A 24910-nucleotide genomic window follows, 5' to 3' on the forward strand; every position below is an offset into this window, starting at 1 on the left:
CGGACCTGGGACGAACGCCGCGCCGTCCGGGTCGCGGTCACCGGGCTGGACGCGGCGCTGCCCCTGTTCGGGCTGGCGGACGGGACTCCGTGAAGCCCGTCAGCGCCCCGGCCCCGCGCAGGGCGCCTCTCACGGTGCGTCGGCCGCCGCGTCCGGCTCGGCGTCCGGCGCCGCGGCGGGCGGCCTGTCCGGGGCCGCGGCGGCCGGCAGCAGACGGGCCATGGCCCCGGTGGCCTTGAGCCCGGAACCCGTCAGGACGACGACGGTGGTCTCGTCGTCCCGCAGGGCACCCCGGGCCCGGAACACGTCCACCGCCGCGGCGGCCACCGCACTGGTCGGCTCCGCGTACAGCCCGCGGGCGGCCAGCCGGTGCACCGCGCTGACGATGTCGTCCTCCGGGATCGCGGCGAGGTCGCCGCCGGACCGGCGCACGGCCGAGATCACCTCGGCGAGCCGCACCGGTTCCCGGATCGCCGCGCCCTCCGCGACGGTGGGCCCGAACGCCGGGGTCGGGACCGAGTGGAACGCGGCGTCGATCGGAGCGCAGGCGGCGGGCTGGGCCACCAGCAACCGGGGCCGCCGGGCGATCAGTCCGGCACCCAACAGTTCCGTGAACCCGAGGTCGCAGCCGAGGACCAGGCTGCCCGCGCCCGCCACGGTGACCACCGCGTCGGGGGCCCTGAAACCCAGGTCCTCCCAGAGCTCGTACGCCAGGGTCTTGGTCCCCTGGAGGAAGTACGGGTGCCAGTTGTGACCGGCGTACGGAATGTGCTCCGCGCGGCGCAGGGCCTCGGCGGCGGTGGCGTCCCGACCGCCGGGCACCGGGGTGATGCGCGCACCGTACGCCCGGGTCTGGAGGACCTTGGCGGTCGACGTGCCCTCCGGCACCAGGACGGTGGCGCTCAGTCCGGCCGCCGCGCAGTAGGCGGCGACCGAGGAGCCGCCGTTGCCGGAACTGTCCTCGATCACCTCCGTCACCCCGCGCGAGGCGAGCGCGGAGACCATCACGCTGCTGCCCCGGTCCTTGAAGCTGCCGGTCGGGTTGAACCACTCCAACTTGAAGCGGACCGGGGTCCCGGACCACTCGCCCGCCACCAGGGGGGTCATCCCCTCGCCCAGGCTGATCGGCCGCTCGATGTCCGGTGGCAGCGCGGCGCGGTAGCGCCACAACGAGCGTGCGGTGCGGTCGAGGTCCGCGGGGGTGAGCCCGGGCAGGCCGGACACGGTCAGGGGGGCGCCGTCGTCGCCGCGCCAACGGAGCGCGTCGAGCGGGTACGTCCGCCATGCGCGCACGTCGACCAGGTGCGGGTCCTCGGGCTCCCCCGGTAGGGGTTGGGCGTCCACCACTCGGCGCATGACGTGCTCCTCCTGCCGGGCCTTGCTGTGTCTTGCTGGGCCTTGGCGTGCCGTGCCGGCCCGTCCGGACCTCGCCGGTCCGTGTGGCGTCCCGGTCCACGCACGGGTCCGTCGTGTGATCGGAAGATTAGATCAACGGTGATCGCCGGGGCAGGGCGCGCAGCGGGGCACGCGCGTTCGGGAGGGGAGCGCGGCCGGACCTCAGGACCCCGTCCGACCGCCCGGGAACAGGGAACGGAGTCGTGCCAGCCACGGAAAGCGCTCGTGTTGTTCGCGGGAGCTGCGGTCGAGCTCCTCCATCAGTCGACGGGTGCGGTGCTCCAGGTCCAGCTCGGCCAGCATCCGGTCCACCTCGGTCAGCAGCGCACCCTGGAGCTGCCAGCCGCGGGGATCGTCCCGGACGTCGTCCAGGAGCAGTTGGGCGGCGCGGCCCCGGGCGGTCGTCGCGGCGTTCAGCTGCTCCGCGAGCCGGCCCTCGGCCGCGTCGGCACTACTGCTCGCCTGGGCGGTCACGAGCACGGCGAAGCTGACCAGGGCGTCGGCGACGTGGACGAGCGTCTCCCGCAGGGCGGCCCCAGGCTCCGGCGGCAGCAGGGGCGCACCGGCCCGCACCCTGCTCAGGTCGCTGAGCGTGCGGGACAGGACCCGGACGACGACCGTGCAGATCTCCAGGGTGTCCAGTCCGGTGCGCAGCACCACACGGTTGAGCAGGCCCTCACGGACGCGGGGGTTGAGCCGGAGGCTGTCCTCCGCCTGGCGCAGCGCGGCGTCCACGTCCGCCACGTCGTCGTCCAACTGGCGTGCCTCGTGGAGCCGTTGATCCGCGAGACGCGGCGGGGTGGGCGTCACCAACTGTTCGGCGTCGCGCAGCAACAGCTGTCGTAGCCGGCGGGCCAGACCCTCGATGGACTCCCCGGCGGTGTCGACCCAGACCGGCGGAGCCAGGACGAAGTTGAAGGTGAGCCCCACCACGGCGCCGATCAGCGTCTCCAGCACCCGGTCCCAGGCCGAGGCCCCCACCTCGGTGACCCCGAGCACCAGCATCGCGCTGATCGCCACCTCGGGCACGAACTCGCCCACCCGCACGAACTGGCCGACCGTCAGGGAGGCCAGGATGATGAGGCCGAGGCTCCACCAGCTCAGTCCCACCAGCGAGCTGAAGCCCACGGCGATCAGCACGCCGATCACCACCGAGTTCACCCGGCGGACCCCGGTGGTGATCGTGGCGTAGAGGGTCACCTGGACCACCAACAGTGCGGTGAGCGGGGCGGTGAGCGGGGCCGCGACGTCACTCAGCTGGAGGGCGACCGCGTACGAGATGGTGGCCGCCGCGGTGGACCGCAGGATCTGTACGACCACCGGATCGCGCCACTTGCCCACACCGCTGGCGAGCCGGGCGCGCCACCCGTCCTTCCGGTGCGGCGCCGTGTTCACCGTGCCGCCGTCCGCGCCGGCCCCGCGCCGCACGACCTATGCTGGGCGGGGTGTTCAGTCCCGAAGGTCCCACGCTGCGTGAACTCGCCGTCCAGGCGCTGTCCTCCGTCGAGCACGGTTACGACCTGCTGGCGCCGAAGTTCGACCGCACCCCTTTCCGCACCCCGGACGACGTCCTCGACGCGACGCAACGCGTCCTCGGTCCGCTCGGTCCGTTCTCCCACGGGCTCGACCTGTGCTGCGGGACGGGCGCCGGGACGCGGGTGCTGCGCGCGGTGTGCCGGGAGCGGGTCGTCGGGGTGGACGTCAGCGCCGGCATGTTGAGGGAGGGCCGGGCCGCGGTGCCACCGGGCGGACCGGCGGTGAGCGCGGTGCGGGCGGACGCACTCGCCCTGCCCTTCACGGACGCGTTCGACCTGGCCGTCAGCTTCGGTGCCTTCGGGCACTTCCTGCCGGGTCAGCGGCCGGCCCTGTTCGCCGAGGCGTACCGGGTGCTGCGGCCCGGCGGCAGGTTCGCCTTCCCGGTCGCGGCGCCGCCGGTGCCCGGGTCGAGCGGCTACTGGAAGACGGTCGGGTTCGATGCGGCGATGCGGGTCCGCAACGCCCTGTGGCACCCGCCGTTCGTGATGTACTACCGCACCTTCCCGCTGTCCGGGGTGCTCGCTGACCTGGACCGGGCCGGGTTCGCCACGGCCCTGTACCCGTTGCCCCTGCCGGGCCTGGAGCGACGGCCGGACGGCAGCCCGTACCTCCGGTTGGTGGTGGGGACGCGGCCGGGGTCGCCCTGAGGAGTCCGTCGCCCTTTGGCGCGCGGGCGATGAGTTTTCGGTGGAGCATCGGTCGTACGGGTGAGATCCATTCGTCGGAGCGATCGCGTGAGCGGGAGGCGTCACCCATGACCAGCGAAGCATTCACCACCTGCCTGTGGTTCGACGGGAAGGCGGAGGAAGCCGCCACTCATTACCTATCCGTCTTCAAGGACTCGGAGCGGGGTTCGATCACGCGGTACGGCGAAGCCGGGCCGGGTCCCGCGGGGACGGCCATGACGGTGGACTTCACCTTGAACGGGCAGCGGTTCGTCGCCCTGAACGGGGGGCCGTACTTCACCTTCAACGAGGCCGTCTCGTTCCAGATCCACTGTGCCGACCAGGACGAGGTCGACTACTACTGGAGCCGGTTGGCACAAGACGGCGGGGAACCGGGGCAGTGCGGATGGCTGAAGGACCGGTTCGGAGTGTCCTGGCAGGTGGTGCCCACCGAGCTGCCCGCACTGATCGGTGACCCGGACCCGCACAAGGCCGCCCGCACCACCGAGGCGATGCTCACCATGACGAAGTTCGACATCGCCGCGCTGCGCCGGGCGCACGACGGGCAGTAGCTTCCGGACGGTGGCCGTCGGCGCGGGCCGGCGGCCGGCGCGGTGCCGTCCGTACGGCCCGTGCCGTCCGTCCGTGGCCCGGGCGAAGGACGTCGCCGCCGGCCGCTCCGCGCGGTCCGGCGTCACGGCGCCTGTCCGGTGCCCAGGTGCTCGGCGAGTTCCTTCTCGTCCTCGGTGCTCAGCGAGGTCTTGAGGAGCGTTCCGCCGAACGGCTGCATGGCGTCGGCGAACTTGTCCTCGGTGATCTTCGCAGCCATGATCACCACGGCTGCCGAGCCGGGCGTCAGCAGCGACTGCACCTGCCCCCGGAACTCGTCGTTGATGCCCGACTTGCTGAGCTTGCCGAAGAGCCCGCCGAACGCCGCGCCCGCCAGCAATCCGAATCCGGGGACGAGGAAGAGCAGCCCGAAGATCATTCCCCAGAGGGCTCCCGAGGCCGCGGACACTCCGACGATCTTGCTGGGCGTTTCGACGTGGTTCTTGCCCTCCTGGTCCACGGTGACGACCGCGAGCCCGGCGAGGTCCACGACGAAGTCCTTCTGGAGCGTCTGGACGCGCTCGTACGCCTGGTGGGCGACCGTGGGGTCCTCGTATCCGATGACGATGAGTTCGGACATGGTGCGTGCCTCCTCGGCGTGAGCGCACGGTCACCGGCGACCGTGGACACAAATGCACCATATGTCCGTTCGTCGGGCGGGGCATGCGAGGCGCCTGGTCCGGGCGGCCCGACCGGGCGCGTGCCGGCGCGGCCTCGCCGGATCGGGTCCCGGCGGCCCGGGTCAGGACGGCAGTAGGTCGCCGCACTGGGCGCAGTACCGGTCCGCCTGTCCCGGGGCCAGCCGGCCGCACCGGGCGCACACCCGGTGGAGCAGGCACGCGGGCTCCCCGCCGGGCGGCTCGGCCCCGTCCCGCCCGGGCGCGGGCGGCGGCGCTGACGGTGTCGGCTGCGCGCGGACCGCGAGGAAGCCGAGGCCCTCCGCCCCGGCCGTCAGGGTGTGCCGGGCCCCGGGCGGCACCCAGGTGACACAGCCCGTGTCGACCGCCTCCAGACGACTTCCGCACTCCAGGTGCCCGCTCCCGGCCGTCACGTACAGCAACAGGTCGCCGGCCTCCGGGGCCGCCGAGGTGTACTCCCCGCCCGGTGCGACCCGGATGACCTCGGCGTCGAGTTGCCGTTGCGCTGCATCGAGCCGCCAGCCGTCGCCGTCCGTCGTCATCTACCCCAGTCCCTCGTCCTCGCGCGGGCTCCGCGCGCCGTGTGCGCGGCGCGTCGTGTCCGACGGTACGCGGCCGGCGCGCGCCGGCGGGAGTGGTGTCACGGGTGGGGCGCGCTCGCCGCCGGCGCGCCACCCCGACCCGTGGGCTCCGAGAGGTGGGGCCCACGGGGCTCCTGTGGTTCCCGACCGAAGATTTCCCGTCACGTTCCCGTCGGGCGGGCCTCGGGGTGCCGGCAGGTCGAAGCGGCTCAGCGCCGCTTTCGGCCAACACGGGCGGCTCGAAACACCGCACACTGGCCGGATCGGCGTGGTGACATTCAGTCATGGAGTGAACTAGAGAAGGGGGGTGCATCAGTGCCCTCGTTCCCGCCGTCGCCCATCGGCCCCCCGAAGCGCGTCACCACGGAGGTGATGACCGTGCACGACGAGTTCCTGTGCCACGTCACTGCCTACGGTGTCTGTGGAGGCCGGTGGGTCGGCGTTCCGCTCGGCACCTACCGGGCCCCCACCCTTCCGCTCGCCCTGTGGTGGCTGCGCGACCGCGCCCTGTGGATCGCGGACCGCCTCGACCCCCACCCCGGTGGCTCCGCCTACCCCGCGGGCGCCCTGATCCCGGTCGGCGAAGGCACCCTGGACGTGCCGTCCGCACTGCGGGAGTGGTGTCGCGAACCCGACCGACAGGGCTGGGCCGCCGAGGAACTCTCCCAGGGGCGGCTGTTGCGGTTCGCCGCCCAGGACGACACCACGGAGTACGAGTTGATGGCCGAGTCCGTGGACACCCTCCGGATGCGGCGCACCGGCGCCGGACCCGCGGTGCCCGTGGGCACGTCCCCCTGGTGAGCCCGACCGGCTGCGGGGCCGCCCTCACCCGGCGAGGCGCAGCCGGGTGTCGGCGACCCCGATCCAGATCGTCTGCCCGTACGTGACCTCCAGCGCGTCGGACTCCATGCCGTCGCCGAAGGCCACCAGGCGCTCCGACTCGGCGGTCAGCCGCAGTCGTGCGTCACTGGTGAGGGTGCCCGACACCCGCGCGGTGCCGGTGACGGGGGACGGCCACGCCTCCCGGACGAACCAGGCGAGTGCCGGGTCCACCGGGGTCGGCAGGGCGAGCGACGCCCGGGAGGTCAACCACAGCGAGCGCAGCCAGCCCGTCGCCCCGGTCCCGGTACCGACGACCAGGCCGGAGGACGCCTGTGCCTCCGGTGCGTCGGAGTCGCTGTCGGCGCCCAACCGGTAGCGCGAGGTCTGGTGGTCGGGACGACCCACATAGATCTCGTTGAGCGCGAGCAGTCGCTGGGCGTCGTCCGTGACCGCCTCCACCATGGTGCGTTCCTCGCCCCGGGCGCCGTCCGCCGCCGTCGCCCGCAACAGCCTCGCCACCTGGGCCGCCCGGTGGCGCACCAGCACACCGGGGTTGCGCCCCGGGTCGGTGTCCACGCCGATGACCGGCTGGCCCGTCAGGTACTTCGCCGCATTGGCCACCAAACCGTCCTGCCCGACCACCACGACCACGTCCTCGGGCCCGAACAGGAACCGGTCGAGATCGGTGCGTTCCACCCGGGCCTGGCGCCAGTTCAGCGGCACCGCGGCCGTGGCCTCGGCCAGCGCGGCACGGCTGCGCTCGTGTCGCTCGGCGGTCTCCCGCAGATCGTGCCCGCGCGCGGCGAGGAAGAACTCCGCCTGGCCGTGCGTCCCGTGACGGGCGATCAACTCCTCGTAATCCGTGCGGCGGTGGACGAGGACCACCCGCGGGCTCAGGATCACGGCCGGGGTGCCGGGTCGTGGCCGCCGGCCGGGCCGCCGAGCCGCGACAGCAGCCCGGTGACGACGTCGGGGGAGAGGGTGACGCTGTCGATCTTCGGCACGTTCTCGGCCAGCCGGGTCAGGGCCAGGGCGTGCAGGGTCGCCGGCTCCGCATCGGCGTGCACCCGCAGCCAGGCCGCCTGCGCCTGGGCACGTCCCTCGCCGACCTGACGGGCCGCCTCGGCCTCGGCCCGGGCGAGTCGCACCGTGCGCGTGGCCTCCGCCTCCGCCCGGACCGCATCGGCCGCGGCCGACTCCTCGGCCTGCCGCCGTGCGTTGGTGCCCCGCTGCTCGACGAGCCCTTCCTCGCGCCGGGCCAACTCGATCTTGCTGGCGAGTTCGTTCTCGGCGATCGTCCGCTCGCGTTCCACGGCGACGGCCCGGCGTTCGTACGTGGCCCGGTCCGCCTCCTGTTGGATGCGTTCGCGGGTCGGGGTCCGCAGGGCCCGTTCGACCTCGGGTTCGGGGCGGATCGCGACGACGCGCACCGCGACCACGGTGAGCCCGGTCGCCGCCAGGCGCGGTTCGTCCGCCAGCCCGGCGTCGATCCGCCCGCGGACCGCGGCGACCCCCGAGCGGAGCACCTCGTCCAGGGGGCTGCCCGCCAGCGTGTCCAGCGCGTGTTGCTGTGCCGTCTCGGTGAGCAGGGTCGACAACTGCTCCAGCGGGGCGCCCCGCCACAGGCCGGTGTCCGGATCGATCGAGAAGTCGATCCGGGCAGCGGCCGTCTCCGGGTCGCTGATCCGGTACGTCACCGTGGCCTGCACGGTGACGTCCTGGAAGTCCGCGGTCGTCGCGTGGAACGCCATGGTCAGCTCGCGGTCGTCCACCGGGACCTCGGAGAGCGCGGCGGACAGCGAGCGGTACCAGAAACTGAGCCCCGCGCCCTCGTGCGCCAGCCTTCCGCCCCGGTGGTGACGGACGTGGGCGGTGGGCGCGCTCCGCAGGTGTCGCCAGCCCAGGCGCCGGGTGATGTCGGCCATGATGAACCCCCTTTTCGTCTGTCTGACGGTAAAGGGGGTCGGGTCTTATCGTCAAGTAGACGCGACCAGGCTCCTTCCCGGCTCCCGCACGCTGCCCGTGGGTGCCGGGCGCCCGCGCGGGCCGGGTCGGAGCGGTGGTGCCGCGCCGGAGGTGGACCCCTCGGCGGAGCCCGACCCGGACGGCCGGGCCGGCGCCGCCGGGTCAGGTCTGCGGCGGCTGCTGACCCTGGTCCGGGTTGCCGAGCCGGTCCTTGAGCGCGTCCTGCCCCTTGTCGACCTGGCCCTGGTACTTGTTCTGCGTCTTGCCGTCGACGTAGTCACCCGCCTTGTCGACGCCCTTGGACGTCTGGTCCCCATGCCCCTTGAGCATGTTCTTGAGCTTGTCCATCATGGACATGGCCCACCTCCTAGAGGGGTTCTTCCGTCTTCAGCTTCACCCGCCCGGGCCAGTCCCGCATCTGCGCACACCCCCACTGGTACGTTCTCACCATGACCACCCCGGAGCAGTCGCCGACCGTGGCCCTCCGGCTCGACGCCCCGCCCCGGGTCGCCAGCCTCGGTGTCGGCGTCCACGGCACCGGCGCGGCCACCGAGGTCTTCCGCCTCCCCGACCTGTGGCAGCTCCACCTCTACGGCTACTGTGCCGAACTGACCGTCGACTCCGCCGTGTACGCGATCCGACCCGGCCGGGTCAGTCTGGTGCCGCCCGGCGCCGAGGTGCGGTTCCGCTACCGGGGCCGCTCGGAGCACCTGTACGCCCACTTCGCCCTCCCCGGCTCCGGCCCGGCCGGCCAGGCCATTGACGTTCCGCTCATGCAGGACGCCGGGGCGGAGGCCCCCGCCCTGGGCACGCTCCTCCACCGGGCCGTCGTCGTGGCCCCGCGCAACCCCGCCCGAGCCGCCGCCGAGCTGTGGACGGCCCTGTGGCGGATCGCCGAACTCGGCCTCCCCGGCGGTCCCGCCACGCCGCCCGACCCGGTCGCCGCCGCCATGGCGCACGTCGAAGCGCACCTCGCCGACCCGCTCACCGTGCCCCGACTGGCCCGCGTGGCGGGCGTCTCGCACAACCACCTGACCCGGCTGTTCCGCGCCCGGACGGGGACGACCGTCGTCGGCTACGTCAGGGAACGCCGGATGGCCCGCGCCCGGCACCTGCTCCGTGAGTCGACGCTGAGCGTGACGGCGGTGGCCGCCGCCGTCGGCATCGCGGACCTCCAGGCGTTCAACAAGGCGTGCCGGCGCGCGTTCGGCCACTCGCCACGGGCGCTGCGCACGGCCTCGGGCGCGGTGCGGGCCCCGGCCGGGGGTCAGCGCAACCCGGTTCCCCGGTAGAGGTCGAGTTCCCCGTCTAACTCCACCGCCAGGACCGTCGCGTACGGGTCCAGGTCCCGGGGGTCCGGTGCGTCGATCACCGTCATGCCGGGCACCTCGTGCAGTCCGCCGACCACCCGGTGTCCCAGCTCGGTTCCCGTACCGAGCACCGTCACCCGCCGCACGGGGGTGCGCAGCCCGCGGACGGTGACCGCCTCGCGCGGCACGTCGAAGCAGACCAGGTAGAGCGTGCGCCGGTCCGCCGCGAGGGTGCTCGGGCCGTAGTGGTGCCCCGGCGGCGCCCCCGCCACCGTGTCGTACACCGCCTCCCGGTGCACCCGTACCCAGTCGCCGAGCCCGGTGAGCCGGTCCGTCTGCGCGGCGGTGAACGTTCCGTCCTCCCGCGGGCCCACCGCCAGCAGCAGGTTGCCGCCCATCCCGACGGTCTCCGTGAGGTAGCGCACCAACAGCCGCACGGACTTGTGGCGGTCGTCGTCGCGGCGGTAGCCCCAGGAGTCGTTGACCGTCAGACACAGCTCCCACGGCCCGTCCGGCGCCCGCACCGGTAGCCCCTGCTCCGGCGTCGCGTAGTCACCGTGACCGGTGAGACGGGCGTTGACCACGGTGTCCGGCGCGGCGTCCCCGATCAGGGTCGCCAGTTCCGCCATCCGCCACTGCCGGGGCGTGCGTTCCCACTCCCCGTCGAACCACAGCAGGTCCGGCCGGTACCGGTCGATCAGCTCGGCGACCTGCCCGTCCCGGTACGCGAGGTAGCGGTCCCACGCCCCCGGGTCCTCGACCCCGTCCTGCGGGGTCACGTAGGCACTGGCCAGGACGTCGTCGTGGGCGGGCGGATCGGGGTGGACCAGCGTCGGGTAGTCGGGGTGGTTCCAGTCCGAGTGGGAGTAGTAGAGCCCCACCCGGAGCCCGCGCTCGCGCAGCGCCGACGCGTACCCGGCGAGCAGGTCACGCCCCGCCGGGGTGTGCCGGACGACGTCCAGCCCGCCCTGCGCGGACTCCCACAGCGCGACGCCGTCGTGGTGGCGCGCGGTCAGCACGGCGTACCGGGCGCCCGCCCGGGCGAACAGGTCGGCCCAGGCCGCGGGGTCGTACCGGACGGCGGTGAAGCGGTCGAGTTGGCTCATGTACCGCTCGTGGGAGACCTCTCCGGTGTAGAAGGACCACGACTCGGCGACCGAGTCCACGGCGTAGACGCCGTAGTGGACGAAGACGCCCAGCTTCGCGTCACGGAACCAGGGCTGTAGCGACATGGCCAAAACGCTAGCCCGCACCGGCGTGCGGGCGCGTGGGCCGGATTCACCATCGGTGGTCGATTTTCACCCGCTCCTCCGCGGTGGGCCGTGTCCCCGCCGCCCGGGTACCGGGTCGACCGCACGCCGTTCCGTCACCTTCCGCCGCCGGCCGCGCGGTTGGCGGCGCCGCGGGCGGGCCATGGTCACAGGGAGACCGCCCGCACCGGAGGCGGACGCACGGGGGAGGGCGACATGCCGGACGTGGGCAAGGGGACTGACACCCGCGGGGGTGCGGAGCGGGACGGGGGAGCCGCCCGCATCGACCGGCTCGGCGGGCTGCCGATGGCGGCAGCCGCGTTGACCGTGACCGTCGCCGTTTACATGGCCCTCGTCGCCTTCGGCAACATCACCGACTTCGGGACCAATCAGCAGTTCGTCCGGCACGTCCTCGCGATGGACACCACGTTCAAGGACGAGGACCTCATGTGGCGCGCCATCGAGTCGCACACCGTCGCGGACCTCGCGTACGTCGCCGTCATCGGGTGGGAGACGCTGGCCGCGCTCGTCCTGCTGTGGTCCGGGTGGCAGTGGGCGCACGCCCTGACCCGACGCGCCCCCGACCCCGCCGCGGTCGCCCGCGCCCGCCGCACCGGCACCCTCGGACTGGTGATGGTGCTGCTCCTGTTCGGCCTCGGGTTCCTCGCGATCGGTGGGGAGTGGTTCGCCATGTGGCAGTCGTCCGAGTGGAACGGGCTGGACGCCGCGGCCCGCAATCTGACGCTCGCGGGCATCGCCCTCGTGGTCCTCTGGCTCCCCGGAGTGCTGCCGCCGGAGCGGACCGGGCCGGCCGTGGCGCACGATCCGCGCTGAACCCCGGCGCACGATCCGCGTTGAGCCCCGGCGCGCTACCCGCGCTGAATCCCGGCGCACGCGCCCGCTGAATCCCGGCGCGGCCCCGGTGAACCGCTGGTGACCCGCCGTCCGCTCCGTCATACTGGGCGCGTGCGGGTAGCGGTGATGACGGCGGGTTCCCGGGGCGACGTCGCCCCCTTCACCGGGCTCGGGCACGGGTTGGCGCTGGCCGGGCACGAGGTCACCCTCGTGACCCACCAACGCTTCGCGCCGCTCGCGGTCGGCGCCGGACTCGGCTTCCACGCACTGCCGTTCGACCCGCGCGCCGAACTCGCTTCCGCCGCCGGCCAGGAGCTGCACCACACCACCAGTGGAATCCGCCGACTGAACCGACTGTTCGCGATGTTGCGGGACCGGGTGGGGGAGTTCGCCGACGACCTGCTGCACGTCGCCGAACGCAGTGACGTCCTCCTGCTGGCCCCGGCGGTCGCCCCGCTCGGACACGCCGTCGCTGACGGCCTGGGCCTGCCCGCGGCGGAACTGCACCTCCAACCACAGGCCCCCACACGGGTTTTCGCCCCGCCGCTGATCACCGCCGGCTCCTTCGGGCCGTTCGCCAACCGCCTCGCGGGGCAGGCGATGAACGCCGGGCTCGACCACCTCTTCGCCGACGCCGTCCGCGCCCTACGGGCCCGACTCGGGGCCCCGCCGCTGGGGGCCTACGCCGCCCGGCGCGCCCGGGAGCGCAACGGCCTGACCGTGCACCACGGCTTCAGCCCCCTCGTCGTGCCCCGCCCCCGTGACTGGCCCCCCGGTCTGACCGTCGACGGCTTCTGGTGGCCCCGTGACCCACCGGACGCCCGACTGCCCGAAGACGTGCGCGCGTTCCTCGCCGCGGGCCCGCCACCCGTCTACGTGGGACTCGGCAGCGCCACCGTGCCCGACCCGGTGCGGCTCAGCGCGACGGTGGTCCGGGCCCTGCGCGCCGCGGGCCTGCGGGGCGTGATCCAACGCGGCTGGAGCGGTCTGGGCGCGGACGGGGCGGTCAGCGGGGACGACATGCTCACCGTCGACGACCTTCCGCACACCCTCCTCTTCCCGCAGACGGCGGCGATCGTCCACCACGCGGGTGCCGGCACCACGGCGGCGGCGCTCCGCTCGGGGGTGCCCTCGGTTCCGGTGCCCGTGCAGTTCGACGCCGGGTTCTGGTCCGCGCGCCTGAGCGCCCTGGGCGTCGCCCCGGCCGTCGTGCCGCTGCGGAAGCTGACCGCCGGGCAGTTGTCGGCGGCCCTCGTCCGAGCGACCGCCGAAGGAGCCCCGTACGCGGCGGCGGCCCGGAGCTTCGCCGGTCGGCTGGCCGAGGAGGACGGGGTGCGGCCCGTTCTGCGCACACTGGAGCGGCTGGCGGCGCGACGCTGACCGTGCGCGCCCGGGCCGTGCACCCAACCGGGTTGACCTCGACCTTGGTTGAGGTCACAGGATGGCTCCGACGGCGCGCTCAGGCGCCGTCGGACGGAGGGGAACGCCATGTCCGAGATCATCGACGCGCAGGACCGGGTCGTCATCTACGAGATGGAGGGCGGAGATCCGGCCGTGGACCTGCTGTCGGTCAGCACCTCCCACGGACGGACCCGGGTCCGTGCCGTCGGCGAGCCGGCTCAGGCCGTCGAACTCGCCACCCGACTCGTCGCCGAAGGCGCCGACCTCATCGAACTGTGCGGCAGCTTCGGTGCCGTCTGGCACGCACGGATCGCCCGCGAGGTGGGCGCCCGGGCCAGGGTGGGGGCGGTCTACTACGGCTTCGAGTCGCTGACCACGATCGCCGCCTACAAGGAGCGGTTCGGGACGGGCGAGGCGTTGGCCGACTCGTTCCTGGTCGTCCACGAGGGCGCTGACCCCGTGCAGGACCGGGCGCGGTACGAGAAGCCCTCGGACGGCGGGCCGATCACGATCGTCGCCGTGCCCGATGCGAAGGCCGCGGCCCGGGTCGCCGGCGAACTCGGCCCCGGACTGGCCCTCATCGAGATCTACGGGGCGTCGGGGCCGGAGGTGGCGGAGGCCGTCATCGAGGAGGTGGACGCCCGGGTGCCCGTCGGGCTGACCGCGTACGGGCGACACTGAGGCGGTCACGGGGTGGCCCGCCGGCACGCGTGGTGCAGGTGCCCGTGGGCCGGCGGGGGTGCGGGTGGCGTGCGGGACGGGGCGGGCCGGGCGGGCCAGCCGGGGCGGCAAACGCCGTACATCGCTAGAATTCAGACATGGCAGAGCGGCCCGGAGTGCCGACTGCGCCCGCGCTCGTCGTGGAGACGGACACGGGCTCCACGGTGCTGACACCCGATCGCGACTATCACGTCGGACGGGACCCCACGAGCGACATCGTCATCGATGACGACCGGGTCTCCTGGCACCACGCGGTCCTGCGCGCCGCAGCCGGCCGCTGGACCGTCGCCGACGAGAACAGCACCAACGGCACCTACGCGGACGGCCGGCGGATCCACGAATGGGGCGTGGGCCCCGGCAGCGTGCTGCGCTTCGGCGGCGCGGCCGACGGCCCCCGGGCCCTGCTCGTCGCCCGGGACCGCCCCCCACCCACTGCTCCGACCCCGCCCAGGACCGCGCCCCCGGCCGCCGCGCCCTCGGTTCCCGCGCCGCCGGTGAGCACCACGCGCGCGCCCGCCCCGCCCGACCACCACGACACCGGTCGGCCACCGCCCGCGACCGGATCCGCGCCCGCCCCGCCCGACCGGCCCTCGAGCGTCCACGGTCCCGCCGCCACCGGCACCTTCCGACAACCCACCACCGTCCGCCCGCTGCCCGCCCGCACCGTCCGCATCGGCCGCGGCCGGGACAACGACCTCGTGGTGGACGACCTGGTCGTCTCCCGTCACCACGCCGAACTGCGCACCGGGCCGGACGCCACGTACGAGATCGTGGACCTCGGCAGCCACAACGGCACCTACCTCAACGGTCGACCGGTGACCCGGGCGGACGTGCTCCCCGGCGACATCGTCGGTGTCGGACACTCGGCGTTCTGCCTGGTGGGCGACGAACTCCAGGTGTACGTGGACACCGGCGAGGTCTCCCTGGACGCCCAGGACCTGAGCGTCACCGTGGACCACGGACGCAAGACCCTGCTCGACGACGTGACCTTCCCGGTCGGCGAGAAGTGCCTGCTGGCCGTCGTCGGGCCGAGCGGAGCGGGCAAGTCCACCCTGCTGAACGCCCTGACCGGGCTGCGCCCCGCCGACCGCGGAACCGTGCTGTACGACGGCCGTGACCTGTACCAGGACTACGCCGAACTGCGCAGCCGCATCGGACTCGTCCCCCAGGACGACATCCTGCACGTCCAGCTCACCGTGCGCCGCGCCCTCGGCTACGCCGCCCGGCTGAGGTTCCCGCAGGACACCGCCGAAACCGAACGCCGGGCCCGGGTGGACGAGGTCCTCCACGAGCTCGGCCTCGAAGCGCGGGCGAGTCAGCCCATCCACAGCCTCTCCGGGGGCCAGCGCAAACGCGTCAGCGTCGCCCTCGAACTGCTCACCAAACCCTCCCTGCTGTTCCTGGACGAACCCACCTCCGGCCTCGACCCCGGCATGGACCGCTCGGTGATGCACATGCTGCGCGGGCTGGCGGACGACGGCAGGACCGTCGTCGTCGTCACCCACAGCGTGCTGAGCCTCGACGTCTGCGACCGGCTCCTGATCCTCGCGCCCGGCGGCCGGATCGCGTACTTCGGTCCACCGGGCGACGCCCTCCCCTTCTTCGGTCACACACAGTGGCCGGAGGCGTTCGAGGCGTTCGACAGCGACCACTCCCGCGACTGGGCGACCGAGTACCGGGCCTCGCCGTTCCACCGTCGCTACATCACCGAGGCCACCGCACGCCCCCCGGTCGCCACCGGGAGCCGGCCCGCCGCTCCACCGCCGCCCAAGCCGCAGAGCTGGCGGGCCCAGGTGGGCACCCTGGTCCACCGCTACGGCGCCGCGCTCAGCGCGGACCGGACCTTCCTCGCGATCATGATCGCGCTGCCCTTCATCATGGGGGCGATGGCCCGCGCACTCGCGGGGAGCCGCCTCACCTCGCAGTCCGCCATGGACGCACTCCTCATCCTGTGCGTCGGAGGCGTCCTCACCGGCGCCGCCAACGCCGTGCGGGAACTCGTGAAGGAACGCGCCATCTACCGCAGGGAACGCGCGGTCGGCCTGTCCCGATCGGCGTACCTGATGTCGAAGGTCGTCGTGCTCGGCACCATCACCGTGCTCCAGGCCGTGGTGCTGACCCTGGTCGCCCTGCTCGGCGTCGACCTCAACGCGCCCGGCGGGTCGGGAGTGCTCCTCCCCCCACTTGTGGAGATCATCCTCGCCGTCGCGCTGCTCGCCTTCACCGCCATGACGCTCGGTCTGCTGATCTCCGCGGTGGTCCCCAAGGAGGAGGTGACGATGCCGCTCCTGGTGTTGGTCGCCATCGTGCAGGTGGTGTTCTGCGGCGCCCTCCTCGAACTCACCGTGCCGGGCATCCAACAGTTCTCCTGGCTGGTGCCGGCCCGGTGGGCGTTCGCCGCGATGGCGTCGACCATCGGACTCGCCCGGATCGTGCCGGGCGACCAGAGCGCCGACGCGCTGTTCCAGCACACGGCGGGGACCTGGCTGCTCGACATGGGGATGCTCGTGGTGCTGTCCCTCGTCTTCCTGTTCGCCGTCTCCCGGCTGCTGCGCCACCAGGAACCCGCCGTGATGCGCAAGTGATCCAGTCGGGGCGCCGCGGCGCCCCGGACCCGTGAGGCACCGCGAGGGGAGCCGCCCGTGACCACCGTCGAGTTCCGCCCCACCCATGTCGTTCCGCCCGGTGGCCTGCCCACCTGGGAGGTTCCCGACACCGCCCGGCCCTCCGCACCGCTGGACGCGCTGCTGCCCGTCCAGCTGACCGAACGGCTCGGTGACTGGGGCCGGGTGGCGTGCGCGAACGGGTGGACCGCCTGGGTCGACGGCCGGCTCCTCGTGGCCGTGCCCCAGCAACCTCCCGACACGGGCGGCCCCACCACCCACACGGCCGACCCTCGACCCCTGCTGGCCCGCGCCCAGGAGACGGTCGCCCGCTACCGGGCCGCCGCCGGGGAACTCGCCGAAGGCACCCTCGACATCGAGTCCTTCCACCGGCGGACCCGGGGGCTGCGGGTGGGGATGGTCGTGGACGGGACGTCGCTGTGGCTGTACGACGCCGAACACGAACGCTGGGTCTACTGCGACGGGCGGCGGCTGAGCGGCTTCGCAGCGGACCGGTCGGCCACCGGGGACACCATCCGGCCACCGTCTCCCGCTCCCAGCGCCGAGGCGCCCGGAGACCGGGCCGCGCCGGACGCCCGCGGCGACGGGGGAGCGGTCGTACGGGCACCGGACCCGTACCCGCCCACCCGCGTGGTCACCCCCGGACGGGAACCGGAGCCGCCACCGGGCGACGGGGGCGCGGCACGCACCAGGGTCGTGGGCGATCCGGGTGCGGCGGGCACCGGACCGGCCGCGGGATCGGAGGAGCCCCCGACCGTCCTCGAACCGCCTCCCCGATCCGAAGCCGGACCCGAGGGTGACCCCGGCGGTGACGCCGACCCCGGCCGTGACACCGACACCAACACCAACGCCGAAGACCGGTCCGGGACCCGCACCCGCCGCCTCAGCCGCCCCGCCGACCGGCCGGGACCCGACCCGCGTTCCGGCGGTGGCGCTCCATGAGGCAGGACGCGTCCCGCCCCGAACCGAACGGACACACGGGGCGTCCGTCGGGGCTCGTGGGACAGCAGGTGGCCGACTACCGCATCGAGGGCGAGATCGGCCGGGGCGGCATGGCGGTCGTGTACCGGGCCAAGGACCTGCGCCTCGACCGCACCGTGGCGCTCAAGCTCCTCGCCCCCGAACTGGCCCGCAACGACACGTTCCGTCGCCGCTTCACCCATGAGTCACGGGTCGCCGCCGCGATCGACCACCCGCACATCGTGCCCGTGTTCGAGGCGGGGGAGGCGGACGGCGTGCTCTACATCGCCATGCGCTACGTCGCCGGACTCGACCTGCGGCACCTCCTCGACCAGCGCGCCGAGCACCCGGATCCCGCGGGCGCCGGAGTGCTCCCGTGGGACACCGCGGTACGGATCGCCACCCAGGTCGCCTCCGCCCTGGACGCCGCCCACGACCACGGTCTGGTGCACCGCGACGTCAAGCCCGGCAACATCCTCGTCGCCCGGGGCACCGACAGCGACCACCCGGAGCACGTGTACCTGACCGACTTCGGACTCACCAAGAAGTCCCTGTCCCTCACCGGGTTCACCACCGTGGGCCAGTTCGTGGGCACGCTCGACTACGTGGCGCCCGAGCAGATCTCGGGGCGCCCCGTCGACGGGCGGTGCGACGTGTACAGCCTCGCCTGCGTGGTGTACGAGACGCTGGCCGGCGGCCCGCCGTTCCAACGCGACGACGACATGGCCCTGCTCTGGGCCCACCAGTACGACGAGCCGCCCGCGCTGGCCGAGCGGCGCCCCGACTCGCCCCCGGGAGTGGACGCGGTCCTGACGAAGGCCCTGGCCAAACACCCCGACGACCGTTACGACTCCTGCCTCGCCTTCGTGGGCGCGCTGCGGGCCGCCACGGGTGCGGACCCGGGCGGCCACCACCCGAGCACCGCGGACACCGGGGCGGCCGACGGGCGCCCCGGGCCGCCACCCGCGCCCCCCGCCTGGGCCCGCCCGGTGTTCCGGGGCGCGGCCGAACATCCGCCCGGCGCGGCCGACCGCCCGTGACCACGGACGACCCCGGAACGTGCCGTAGCCCCTGCCCGGGCGTGCGTCCGCGCCGCAGTCGGACGGGTCAGCGCCGCCATCGCGCGGCCAACCCGCCCAGCGCCCCCATGACCACGCCCCAGGCCACCGCGACCACCACCGCCTGGCCCGTCCGCGGGTCCAGCCGCACCCGCCCGGACAGCCCACCGCCCAGGTTGCCGATGCCCAGCAGCGACAAGCCGTAGTGCGCGGACACCCGTACGGTCAGGCACACCGTCAGGACGGTGAGCGCCAGTGCCACTCCCAGGTGCACGGCGTGCCGCCACAGGGGCGTACCGACCGGTGACCGCCGGGCCATCACGTACGCCGCGGCGAACAGCACCACCGCGGCGAACGGCACCAGCCACCACGCCCGGCCGTCCTGCGCGGCCAGCGTCCGTACGCTCAGCGCGCTGTCCTGGGTGCCCCGCAGCACCTGGTCCAGCGCCGGGGGCATCGGCAGCCCGAACGGACCGTCGACCCGCCCGTCCCACACCGCTCCGAGCCCCAGGGTGAAGGCCAGCCACACGAGGTTGGGCAGCCCGAGCAGGAGCACCGCGATCGTGTCGGCCGCGTGTCCGTGGGTCACCGCGATCACCACCCCGACCACCAGTCCCACGACCACGTAGGTGAGCAGGACGTCCAGGGCCGCGTGCGCCGCCGGCCGCACCGCCGAGTGGAACCGCACCAGCCGCGCGGGGAGCGGCGCCCTGCGCGCCACCAACAGCGCGATCAGCAGCACTCCGGCGAGCCACACCAGTCCGAGGAGCACGCTGGTCCACACGTCGGCCGCGAACCCGACGGTGGGGGTGAGCCCCAGCAGGTCGCCGACGTCCTTTAGGGCCGGGTCCCCCAGGGACACCGTGAACTCCTGGCGGGCACCGAGCGACAGCCCGAGGAGCGCGGCCAGCCACAGCACGGCGATCCGTCCGGCCCACGCCGCCAACTCCCGCCCGCCCACCACGGCCCGGTGCCGCAGGGGCGCGAGGAACCCCGCCCCCACGACCAGCGCACCTGCCAAGCTCACCGACAGCGGCAGCACCACGAGGTCCCCGTGCGCCTCGACCAGCCCCCCGCTGCCGCCGGTCAGCCCCACGTCCCCGCCGACCGCGAGCAGCACCACCGCCACCACCACCCGGGGGAACGCCGCGTCGGGCAACCCATGCGCACCGGCCGCCCACAGCCCCGCCGCAGCCAGGACCGTCATGGCGAACAGGGCGGCGAGCACCGTCGCGAGCGCCAGGAGCCAGCCGTGTGCAGCGGGCCGGGCGGGGGCGCGAACGGCGGCCCCCCGGTCGGATGCTCGCCAGTCGCTCACGCAGCCACGCTAAGCAGCCCCGGGCCCCGGCGCTCCCCGGGAGGGGCCGACCGCGTCCGCTTGCAGGGTGCGCGGGGGCACTGCACACAATGGTCGGGCGCAGTGGCGCCCCGGGGGGTCGTTCGAGACCGGGAGCTGAGATCCGTGAGCGCCGAACCACCGTCTTCCGACCGCCCGCCCGACCCCACGGGGCCGGGCGAGCCGTCGGACCGTTCGCCCACCGGCCCGTCCGGGCCGCCGTCCGGCCCCCTCTCCGAACCGTCCCGCCCGCCGACTCCGCCGCCCCCGCCGGCCGGTCGTCCCCCGGGCCCCCCGTCCGGTCCGACGAGCGACGACGCCCACGCCACCCCCGCCGCACCGGACGGCCCGGGCGGCGGTGCGGGCGGCGGTGCGGCGGAACAACCGCCCGGCTCGGGCGGCGGCCGTGACGACGGCTCCGGCCCGGGCGGCCCGGGCGCCGGCGGAGGTACCCCCTGGTGGCGCAGCGCCCCGCGGGTGGCCCTGCTCGCCCTGGGCGTGGTCGCGGCGGTCGTCCTCGGTGTCGTGCTGACCCGTCCCGGCGGCAACGGCGGCGGGGGAGGAAGCGGCGGCGGGAGCGGTGAGGTCTTCCTCCAGGCCGCGAACAGCACGGGCCGGGACCCGTTCACCGCGTCCACCGCCCGGGACAGTTCTCCGCCGCCCAGCACGCCCTCCCTGCCCGGCCGTTCGGAGTCCGCGAGCGGGTACGTCACCCAGGGCGTTTCGGGCGCCGAGCCCGGACTGTACGGCGGCACCCGCAAGGTGGGCAGCTGTGACGTCGCGAAGCAGATCGAGTACCTGGGCCGCGACAGCGCCAAGAACACGGCGTTCGCCGCCGTCCTCGACGTCGAACCGTCCGGAGTGCCGGCCTACCTGCGGGCGCTGACCCCCGTTCAACTGCGCCTCGACACCAGGGTCACCAACCACGGGTACCGCGGGGGCAGGGCGACGGCGTACCAGGCGGTGCTGGAGGCCGGCACCGCCGTGCTGGTCGACGACCGGGGCGTGCCGAAGGTGCGCTGCGCCTGCGGCAACCCGCTGGCGGAGCCGGTCGCCCTGCGGGGCAACCCGAAGCAGATCGGGGACCCGTGGCCCGGCTACCGGGAGTCCAACGTCGTCTTCGTGAAGCCCGCGCCGCACCCCGTGGAGTCGTTCGTGATGTACGACGCCGACAGCGGTGGTTGGTTCACCCGCGAGCGCGGTGACACCGGGTCCGGGGACCGGCCCACCCAGCCCCCGAAGAACCCGACCCCCAGTCCCGACGGTTCGCCCTCCGACGGTTCGGGCAGCCCGGAACCGGACAGCTCGTCGCCCTCGGAGGGGACGTCCGAGTCGCCGGGCGGTACCTCGACCGGCGAGTCCCCGCCGTCCGCGCCGACGGAGGGTTCGCGGTCGCCCGCCCCGGAGTCCCCGCCGCCGCCCTCCGAGCAGCCCCCGCTGTCCTCGGCGCCCGGCTCCACGCAGGCCCCGCCCCAGAAGCCGGCGTCACCCGGTGGAACCCCGGCGGCTCCTGGACCGGCCGTCATCCACCACCGGGGCTGAAGCCAGACCGGGCGGCGCTGCGGCACCCAGCAGGTTCAGACCGAGCGGGGTCGCCGTGTGGACGACGTACTGGCCGTCGCGCCGACTGGTGATGAGCCCGCCCTCCCGCAGCACGCCGATCTGGTGGCTCGTGCTCGGCAGCGAGACCCCCACCGCCGCGGCCACCTCCGAGGTGGTCCGGGTCCGGCCGTCCGCGATCCGCGCGAGCACCGCGGCCCGGGTGCGCCCCAGCAGGCGGACCACTCCGTCCGCCGTCGCGGCCCCCGAATCGAACGGCGTCTTCGCCACCGGGTACACCAGGACGGGCCGTAGGTCCGGATCGGCGAGGGCGGTCGGCCGCCGCCAGCAGAAGTACGAGGGCAGCAACAGCAGGCCCCGCCCCGCCAGGAACAGGTCGCGCGCCACCGGGAAGTCGACCTCCAGCACCGGTGACCGCCACCGGGCGAACGGCCGCAACCCGTCCAGCAGTGCCTGCGTACCACCCGAGAGGAGACCGTGCGTCCGCGCCCGGACGTCGTTCTCCACCGCGGCCCGCACCCGCGCCCAGTGGGGCCCGAGCAGCCCGTCGTGGTACGTGCGCAGCGCCTCCGTCAGCAGCGCGAGCCCGCCGCTCCCGGTCAGCTCCGCCAGCCGGCCGCTCGGCCTGCGGGCGCCCGACAGCTCGGCCAACTCGTGCTCCAGCCGGGTGCGCGGGGTCGCGCGGACGAGGTCGAGGCCCGCGGCCAGCTCGGCGCCCGCTGGATCGGGCGCCGGGGTGAGGAAGTCGGGGATGTACCCCAGTGGCGGGATCACCGTCCGCAGTACGTGCAGGCTCCGCAGGGCGAGGGGGTCGGCCCGCAGCACCCGGCGGGCGGCGTCCCGCCACGGATCGAAGTCGACGGGTCCTTCGCGGGTCTGGATGCGGCAGACGCTGCACATCAGTTCCCACAACGGATCGGGCTGTCGGGCGATCCGGACGTTCAGGAGGTCGCGGGCGGTGAAGTGGATGCGGAGCATGCGTCCTTCTCCCTACGGCGAGGGCGTGCAGTGGCGAGGGCGTGGTGACGGAGTCCGGTGACGGGGCGGGGGCGACGGGGGCGGGGCGGGTACGGGAGCGGTGGTCGACGGTCCGTCACCCGCTTGCCGGCACGTCCGGCGTGGCGGGCCCGTGACCGTCCGCAGGTGAGGGCCCGGAGCAGGGCCGGGCGGGTGACCCGGGGCAAGGATGTGCGGGCGTGTCCTGAGGTGGGGGCGCACGGTAGGGGAGTTCATATCGTTTTGCCCCCAGGAGACCCGTATGCCCCTCAGTCCTCGTCCGTCGCGCCCGGTCGCCCGCGGCCTGGCCCTCACCGCCACCCTGTTCGCCGCCGCGTCCCTGTCGACGGCCCCGGCCCAGGCCCACGAGGGTCTGCCCTCGCACCACTGCGTGGTCAACGGTTCCTCCGTGCCGCCGGGCCAAACCGTACAAGGCACCCCGGGCGACGACGTCATCGAGTGTGAGAACGACGTCGAGAACGTCATCATCTGGGGCGGCGGGGGCGACGACAACATCCGGGTCAAGGGCCTCATCATCGACGCACAGGTACTCGGCGGGGACGGCGACGACCGCATCCAGACCAGTCACCTCTACCCGCGCGCGGACCAGGCGTCGGTGCGCGGCGGAACCGGTGACGACACCATCATCGTGCCCACGGTGATGGGCAGCACCGAGAACGGCGCCACGATCTACGGTGACCAGGGGGAGGACCGCATCACCGTCGGCACCGTGTCGGGAGCCCCCGGCCAGCACGCCCGGGGCGGCGGCCAGGTCTTCGGCAACGACGGGGCCGACGCCATCTCGACGGGCGTCATCGACTTCGGCGGTCGGGTCCTCGGCGGCAGCGAGAACGACCTCATCGAGGCGAAGGGCGTCGGCCCCGAGGCCGGCGGCGTCATCCAGGGCGGTCCCGGCAAGGACACCATCCGCGGTACGAAGGACACCGTCCTGCGGGCCGGGCCCGGCTGGGGCCTCGTCGACGGCGGCCTCGACACGGACCAGTGCAACGTGGTGCACGCCAGCCCGGAGCGCGCCCGCAGCACCATCGCGAGCTGCCCCTGAACCACCGTGCGCAGTACGTGCCTTCGGAGCCCCTCCCCGGTCGTGGGGAGGGGCTCCGTCCCGTGCCGCCAGCACCGGGCCGTGAGCCCCACGAGTGAGCCGGGAGCCGCGGCCGTGACCCGGCGGGCCCTCACCCGTTGCTCCGTACATGACCGCAACTCGACGCATTCTCGCAGCCGTGGCCCTCGCCTCGGGAGTCACCGCGCTGACCGCCACGGCCGCGACCGCCGCTCCCGCCCTCCAGCAGGGCGTGGAGGTCCCTTCCGTGATCGGACAGGTCGACTCCCTGTCCGCCCAGTCAGTGGGCCCGGAGCACCAGGCCAAGATGCCGACCGTCACCGGGCAGGTCGGCACCATCAGCCACGGCTTCGCCCAGCTCCAGCAACTCCGGCAGGTGACCGATCTGGTCGCTCCGGTCACGGGGCTGCTCCCCGCCATCGAGTACTAGGAACTGTGCGAAGTTCGGATCTCGTTGAGTCCCGGTGGTGTGCTGGGTGGGGCCGGTAGAAACGGTACGGGCCCTGGTCGACGGTGTACTCCCGGTTCAGCGTCTGGGCGAAGGTCGGGGTGTTCCAGAGGCTGAGGGACGACCTGATCGCGGAGGCAGCGGCACGGGGGCGGGTCGGGATCGAGCTGGTCAGTGTGGACGCCACGGTCGTGCGGGCTCATCACGCATCCGGGTCGCCGGTCCCGTCGGCCGCCCGCGGACCCGGCCCGGCGCGGTGGCCGCAGACAAGGCCTACTCCTTCACCAAGAAGCCGTCCTCCCCCAGGCCGGGGCAGCTCACCCCACCTGGCCCCGGTCGCGCCGGGGTTGTGTCAGAATTCTGCTGATCTTCCCCAGCGAGGCCCGACCAGCGCCGGTTCACCGGTGCGGCGGACTTGATCGCCCCATCGGGGGCGAAAAGTCATTTGCGGGGGCGGCCCCAGCCGGACATAGAGTGGGGCGAAAACGTCTGAGGCATATTCAGGGGGAACCATGCGTAAGACCATGCTCGTCGCCGCCCTCGCAGCGGCCACGCTAATGGTGCCGGCGCTCGCGGGCACGGCCCAGGCCGCCCCGGCGGCCAGCTGGAAGTGCACGACATCGAGCAGGACGGTGGACCATCCTGGGTCGAGCGCTATCTGGGATGATTTCGACTTCAAGGTCAAGACCTGCTCGCAGCGGTCGGGCGGCACCATCTACGCCAGGGTGAACGTGGACGTTGACGGTCCGCCCGGGTTCTCCGGCTACGACGTGGTCAATGAGGCTCGCGTGCTGGTGCAGGTCAAGCGCAGCGTCAGCGGTCCCGACCCCGTGTCGAAGTACGCGTACGGACCCGGCCTGGGCAGCAAGATGAACAACCTCAATGGCAGCGGGAATACCTTGTATACCAGCCCGACGGTTTCCCACAGGGCCGCTGCCGGCTCCCGGTACTACGGTGACTCGGTGCTCCAGATCGACTGGGAGACCGACGGCCAGGGGCTGAAGAGCTACGCCTTCTCAGCCTCCCCGCTGGTCTGACACACGAAGTGGGGTGAGGGCCCACCCTGGCAGAGTCCCGACGAATTCCAAAAATCGAAAAAC

General features: G+C 73.8%; 24 protein-coding genes and 1 pseudogene. 15 read left to right on the forward strand and 10 right to left on the reverse strand.

The features are described from left to right. Positions 1-129: 129 nt before the first annotated feature. Complete coding sequence (locus tag ACFV88_RS30870) at positions 130-1356, reverse strand: threonine synthase (RefSeq protein ID WP_385495357.1); 1227 nt, start codon at positions 1354-1356, stop codon at positions 130-132. Between the two features lie 201 nt (positions 1357-1557). Further along, positions 1558-2790 carry an aromatic acid exporter family protein gene (locus ACFV88_RS30875; RefSeq protein ID WP_385495358.1) on the reverse strand — a complete coding sequence of 411 codons (1233 nt, stop codon included), beginning with the start codon at positions 2788-2790 and terminating at the stop codon, positions 1558-1560. A 50-nt stretch (positions 2791-2840) separates the two neighbouring features. Between ACFV88_RS30875 and ACFV88_RS30880 the strand changes: the two genes are divergently transcribed. Both ACFV88_RS30880 and ACFV88_RS30885 read left to right on the forward strand, forming a co-directional pair. After that, positions 2841-3578 (forward strand): class I SAM-dependent methyltransferase, encoded by a 738-nt coding sequence (locus tag ACFV88_RS30880; RefSeq protein ID WP_385495360.1) that lies wholly within the window; start codon positions 2841-2843, stop codon positions 3576-3578. 107 nt (positions 3579-3685) lie between these two features. After that, the gene (locus ACFV88_RS30885) at positions 3686-4168 is read left to right on the forward strand and encodes a VOC family protein (protein ID WP_385495361.1); all 483 of its coding nucleotides are present in this window, start codon (positions 3686-3688) and stop codon (positions 4166-4168) included. Positions 4169-4290: 122 nt separating this feature from the next. Here ACFV88_RS30885 and ACFV88_RS30890 read toward each other — a convergent pair whose 3' ends face one another. Further along, positions 4291-4785: a DUF1269 domain-containing protein gene (locus tag ACFV88_RS30890; protein ID WP_385495363.1), complete on the reverse strand. Its 495-nt coding sequence runs from the start codon at positions 4783-4785 to the stop codon at positions 4291-4293. Positions 4786-4947: 162 nt separating this feature from the next. After that, complete coding sequence (locus ACFV88_RS30895) at positions 4948-5385, reverse strand: cupin domain-containing protein (protein WP_385495364.1); 438 nt, start codon at positions 5383-5385, stop codon at positions 4948-4950. A 417-nt stretch (positions 5386-5802) separates the two neighbouring features. Between ACFV88_RS30895 and ACFV88_RS30900 the strand changes: the two genes are divergently transcribed. After that, positions 5803-6225, forward strand: coding sequence for a hypothetical protein (locus ACFV88_RS30900; protein ID WP_385495411.1), 423 nt, complete (start codon positions 5803-5805; stop codon positions 6223-6225). Between the two features lie 24 nt (positions 6226-6249). Here ACFV88_RS30900 and ACFV88_RS30905 read toward each other — a convergent pair whose 3' ends face one another. The 3 genes from ACFV88_RS30905 to ACFV88_RS30915 form a co-directional block, all read right to left on the reverse strand. Beyond that, complete coding sequence (locus ACFV88_RS30905) at positions 6250-7149, reverse strand: hypothetical protein (protein ID WP_385495366.1); 900 nt, start codon at positions 7147-7149, stop codon at positions 6250-6252. After that, entirely contained in the window at positions 7146-8171 is a 1026-nt protein-coding gene (locus ACFV88_RS30910) for an SPFH domain-containing protein (protein WP_385495367.1), read from the reverse strand. Before ACFV88_RS30910 ends, ACFV88_RS30905 begins: the two co-directional genes overlap by 4 nt. A gap of 202 nt (positions 8172-8373) precedes the next feature. Then, positions 8374-8568 (reverse strand): antitoxin, encoded by a 195-nt coding sequence (locus ACFV88_RS30915; protein ID WP_385495369.1) that lies wholly within the window; start codon positions 8566-8568, stop codon positions 8374-8376. A 92-nt stretch (positions 8569-8660) separates the two neighbouring features. Here ACFV88_RS30915 and ACFV88_RS30920 point away from each other — a divergent pair, with 92 nt between their 5' ends. Next, entirely contained in the window at positions 8661-9503 is an 843-nt protein-coding gene (locus tag ACFV88_RS30920) for a helix-turn-helix domain-containing protein (RefSeq protein ID WP_385495370.1), read from the forward strand. Here the strand turns inward: ACFV88_RS30920 and ACFV88_RS30925 are convergent. Next, the gene (locus tag ACFV88_RS30925) at positions 9479-10774 is read right to left on the reverse strand and encodes an alpha-L-fucosidase (protein WP_385495371.1); all 1296 of its coding nucleotides are present in this window, start codon (positions 10772-10774) and stop codon (positions 9479-9481) included. The genes ACFV88_RS30920 and ACFV88_RS30925 overlap by 25 nt on opposite strands. 303 nt (positions 10775-11077) lie before the next feature. Here ACFV88_RS30925 and ACFV88_RS30930 point away from each other — a divergent pair, with 303 nt between their 5' ends. From ACFV88_RS30930 to ACFV88_RS30955, 6 genes are all read left to right on the forward strand, one after another. After that, a complete protein-coding gene (locus ACFV88_RS30930) occupies positions 11078-11605 on the forward strand; it encodes a DUF2165 domain-containing protein (RefSeq protein ID WP_385495412.1) in 528 nt (175 codons plus the stop codon). 147 nt (positions 11606-11752) lie between these two features. Next, complete coding sequence (locus ACFV88_RS30935) at positions 11753-13006, forward strand: glycosyltransferase (protein WP_385495413.1); 1254 nt, start codon at positions 11753-11755, stop codon at positions 13004-13006. A 108-nt stretch (positions 13007-13114) separates the two neighbouring features. Beyond that, positions 13115-13708 carry a DUF6506 family protein gene (locus tag ACFV88_RS30940; protein WP_385495372.1) on the forward strand — a complete coding sequence of 198 codons (594 nt, stop codon included), beginning with the start codon at positions 13115-13117 and terminating at the stop codon, positions 13706-13708. Positions 13709-13845: 137 nt separating this feature from the next. Further along, entirely contained in the window at positions 13846-16332 is a 2487-nt protein-coding gene (locus tag ACFV88_RS30945; protein ID WP_385495373.1) for an FHA domain-containing protein, read from the forward strand. A 57-nt stretch (positions 16333-16389) separates the two neighbouring features. Then, positions 16390-17313, forward strand: coding sequence for a hypothetical protein (locus ACFV88_RS30950; protein WP_385495374.1), 924 nt, complete (start codon positions 16390-16392; stop codon positions 17311-17313). Further along, positions 17310-18371, forward strand: a complete 1062-nt coding sequence (locus tag ACFV88_RS30955; protein WP_385495376.1) for a serine/threonine-protein kinase — start codon at positions 17310-17312, stop codon at positions 18369-18371. Before ACFV88_RS30950 ends, ACFV88_RS30955 begins: the two co-directional genes overlap by 4 nt. Positions 18372-18438: 67 nt before the next feature. Here ACFV88_RS30955 and ACFV88_RS30960 read toward each other — a convergent pair whose 3' ends face one another. Beyond that, complete coding sequence (locus tag ACFV88_RS30960; RefSeq protein ID WP_385495377.1) at positions 18439-19707, reverse strand: streptophobe family protein; 1269 nt, start codon at positions 19705-19707, stop codon at positions 18439-18441. A 144-nt stretch (positions 19708-19851) separates the two neighbouring features. Here ACFV88_RS30960 and ACFV88_RS30965 point away from each other — a divergent pair, with 144 nt between their 5' ends. Beyond that, entirely contained in the window at positions 19852-21267 is a 1416-nt protein-coding gene (locus tag ACFV88_RS30965) for a DUF6777 domain-containing protein (RefSeq protein ID WP_385495378.1), read from the forward strand. Here the strand turns inward: ACFV88_RS30965 and ACFV88_RS30970 are convergent. After that, positions 21211-22263 (reverse strand): helix-turn-helix domain-containing protein, encoded by a 1053-nt coding sequence (locus ACFV88_RS30970; protein WP_385495380.1) that lies wholly within the window; start codon positions 22261-22263, stop codon positions 21211-21213. The two genes, ACFV88_RS30965 and ACFV88_RS30970, sit on opposite strands and share 57 nt — an antisense overlap. Before the next feature lie 280 nt (positions 22264-22543). On the opposite strand from ACFV88_RS30970, the gene ACFV88_RS30975 reads away from it, so the two are divergent. The 4 genes and pseudogenes from ACFV88_RS30975 (at position 22544) to ACFV88_RS30990 (ending at position 24847) form a co-directional block, all read left to right on the forward strand. After that, positions 22544-23344, forward strand: coding sequence for a hypothetical protein (locus ACFV88_RS30975; RefSeq protein ID WP_385495381.1), 801 nt, complete (start codon positions 22544-22546; stop codon positions 23342-23344). 148 nt (positions 23345-23492) lie between these two features. Further along, positions 23493-23792, forward strand: a complete 300-nt coding sequence (locus tag ACFV88_RS30980; protein ID WP_385495382.1) for a hypothetical protein — start codon at positions 23493-23495, stop codon at positions 23790-23792. Positions 23793-23857: 65 nt separating this feature from the next. Continuing rightward, a pseudogene (locus tag ACFV88_RS30985) lies at positions 23858-24090 on the forward strand (hypothetical protein); the annotation flags it as partial. A 232-nt stretch (positions 24091-24322) separates the two neighbouring features. Further along, the gene (locus tag ACFV88_RS30990) at positions 24323-24847 is read left to right on the forward strand and encodes a hypothetical protein (RefSeq protein WP_385495383.1); all 525 of its coding nucleotides are present in this window, start codon (positions 24323-24325) and stop codon (positions 24845-24847) included. The last annotated feature ends 63 nt before the right edge of the window (positions 24848-24910 follow it).

The sequence above is a fragment of the Streptomyces sp. NPDC059816 genome, assembly GCF_042732055.1.
Classification (GTDB): Bacteria; Actinomycetota; Actinomycetes; order Streptomycetales; family Streptomycetaceae; genus Streptomyces.

What these genes read in the sequence shown, in the direction of transcription:
- ACFV88_RS30945 (WP_385495373.1), top strand. Translation starts at nt 13,846, where the DNA reads ATGGCAGAGCGGCCCGGAGTGCCGACTGCGCCCGCGCTCGTCGTGGAG.
- ACFV88_RS30910 (WP_385495367.1), bottom strand. Translation starts at nt 8,171, where the DNA reads ATGGCCGACATCACCCGGCGCCTGGGCTGGCGACACCTGCGGAGCGCG.
- ACFV88_RS30920 (WP_385495370.1), top strand. Translation starts at nt 8,661, where the DNA reads ATGACCACCCCGGAGCAGTCGCCGACCGTGGCCCTCCGGCTCGACGCC.
- ACFV88_RS30890 (WP_385495363.1), bottom strand. Translation starts at nt 4,785, where the DNA reads ATGTCCGAACTCATCGTCATCGGATACGAGGACCCCACGGTCGCCCAC.
- ACFV88_RS30930 (WP_385495412.1), top strand. Translation starts at nt 11,078, where the DNA reads ATGGCGGCAGCCGCGTTGACCGTGACCGTCGCCGTTTACATGGCCCTC.
- ACFV88_RS30940 (WP_385495372.1), top strand. Translation starts at nt 13,115, where the DNA reads ATGTCCGAGATCATCGACGCGCAGGACCGGGTCGTCATCTACGAGATG.
- ACFV88_RS30980 (WP_385495382.1), top strand. Translation starts at nt 23,493, where the DNA reads ATGACCGCAACTCGACGCATTCTCGCAGCCGTGGCCCTCGCCTCGGGA.
- ACFV88_RS30955 (WP_385495376.1), top strand. Translation starts at nt 17,310, where the DNA reads ATGAGGCAGGACGCGTCCCGCCCCGAACCGAACGGACACACGGGGCGT.
- ACFV88_RS30870 (WP_385495357.1), bottom strand. Translation starts at nt 1,356, where the DNA reads ATGCGCCGAGTGGTGGACGCCCAACCCCTACCGGGGGAGCCCGAGGAC.
- ACFV88_RS30895 (WP_385495364.1), bottom strand. Translation starts at nt 5,385, where the DNA reads ATGACGACGGACGGCGACGGCTGGCGGCTCGATGCAGCGCAACGGCAA.
- ACFV88_RS30975 (WP_385495381.1), top strand. Translation starts at nt 22,544, where the DNA reads ATGCCCCTCAGTCCTCGTCCGTCGCGCCCGGTCGCCCGCGGCCTGGCC.
- ACFV88_RS30935 (WP_385495413.1), top strand. Translation starts at nt 11,753, where the DNA reads ATGACGGCGGGTTCCCGGGGCGACGTCGCCCCCTTCACCGGGCTCGGG.
- ACFV88_RS30915 (WP_385495369.1), bottom strand. Translation starts at nt 8,568, where the DNA reads ATGTCCATGATGGACAAGCTCAAGAACATGCTCAAGGGGCATGGGGAC.
- ACFV88_RS30970 (WP_385495380.1), bottom strand. Translation starts at nt 22,263, where the DNA reads ATGCTCCGCATCCACTTCACCGCCCGCGACCTCCTGAACGTCCGGATC.
- ACFV88_RS30885 (WP_385495361.1), top strand. Translation starts at nt 3,686, where the DNA reads ATGACCAGCGAAGCATTCACCACCTGCCTGTGGTTCGACGGGAAGGCG.
- ACFV88_RS30990 (WP_385495383.1), top strand. Translation starts at nt 24,323, where the DNA reads ATGCGTAAGACCATGCTCGTCGCCGCCCTCGCAGCGGCCACGCTAATG.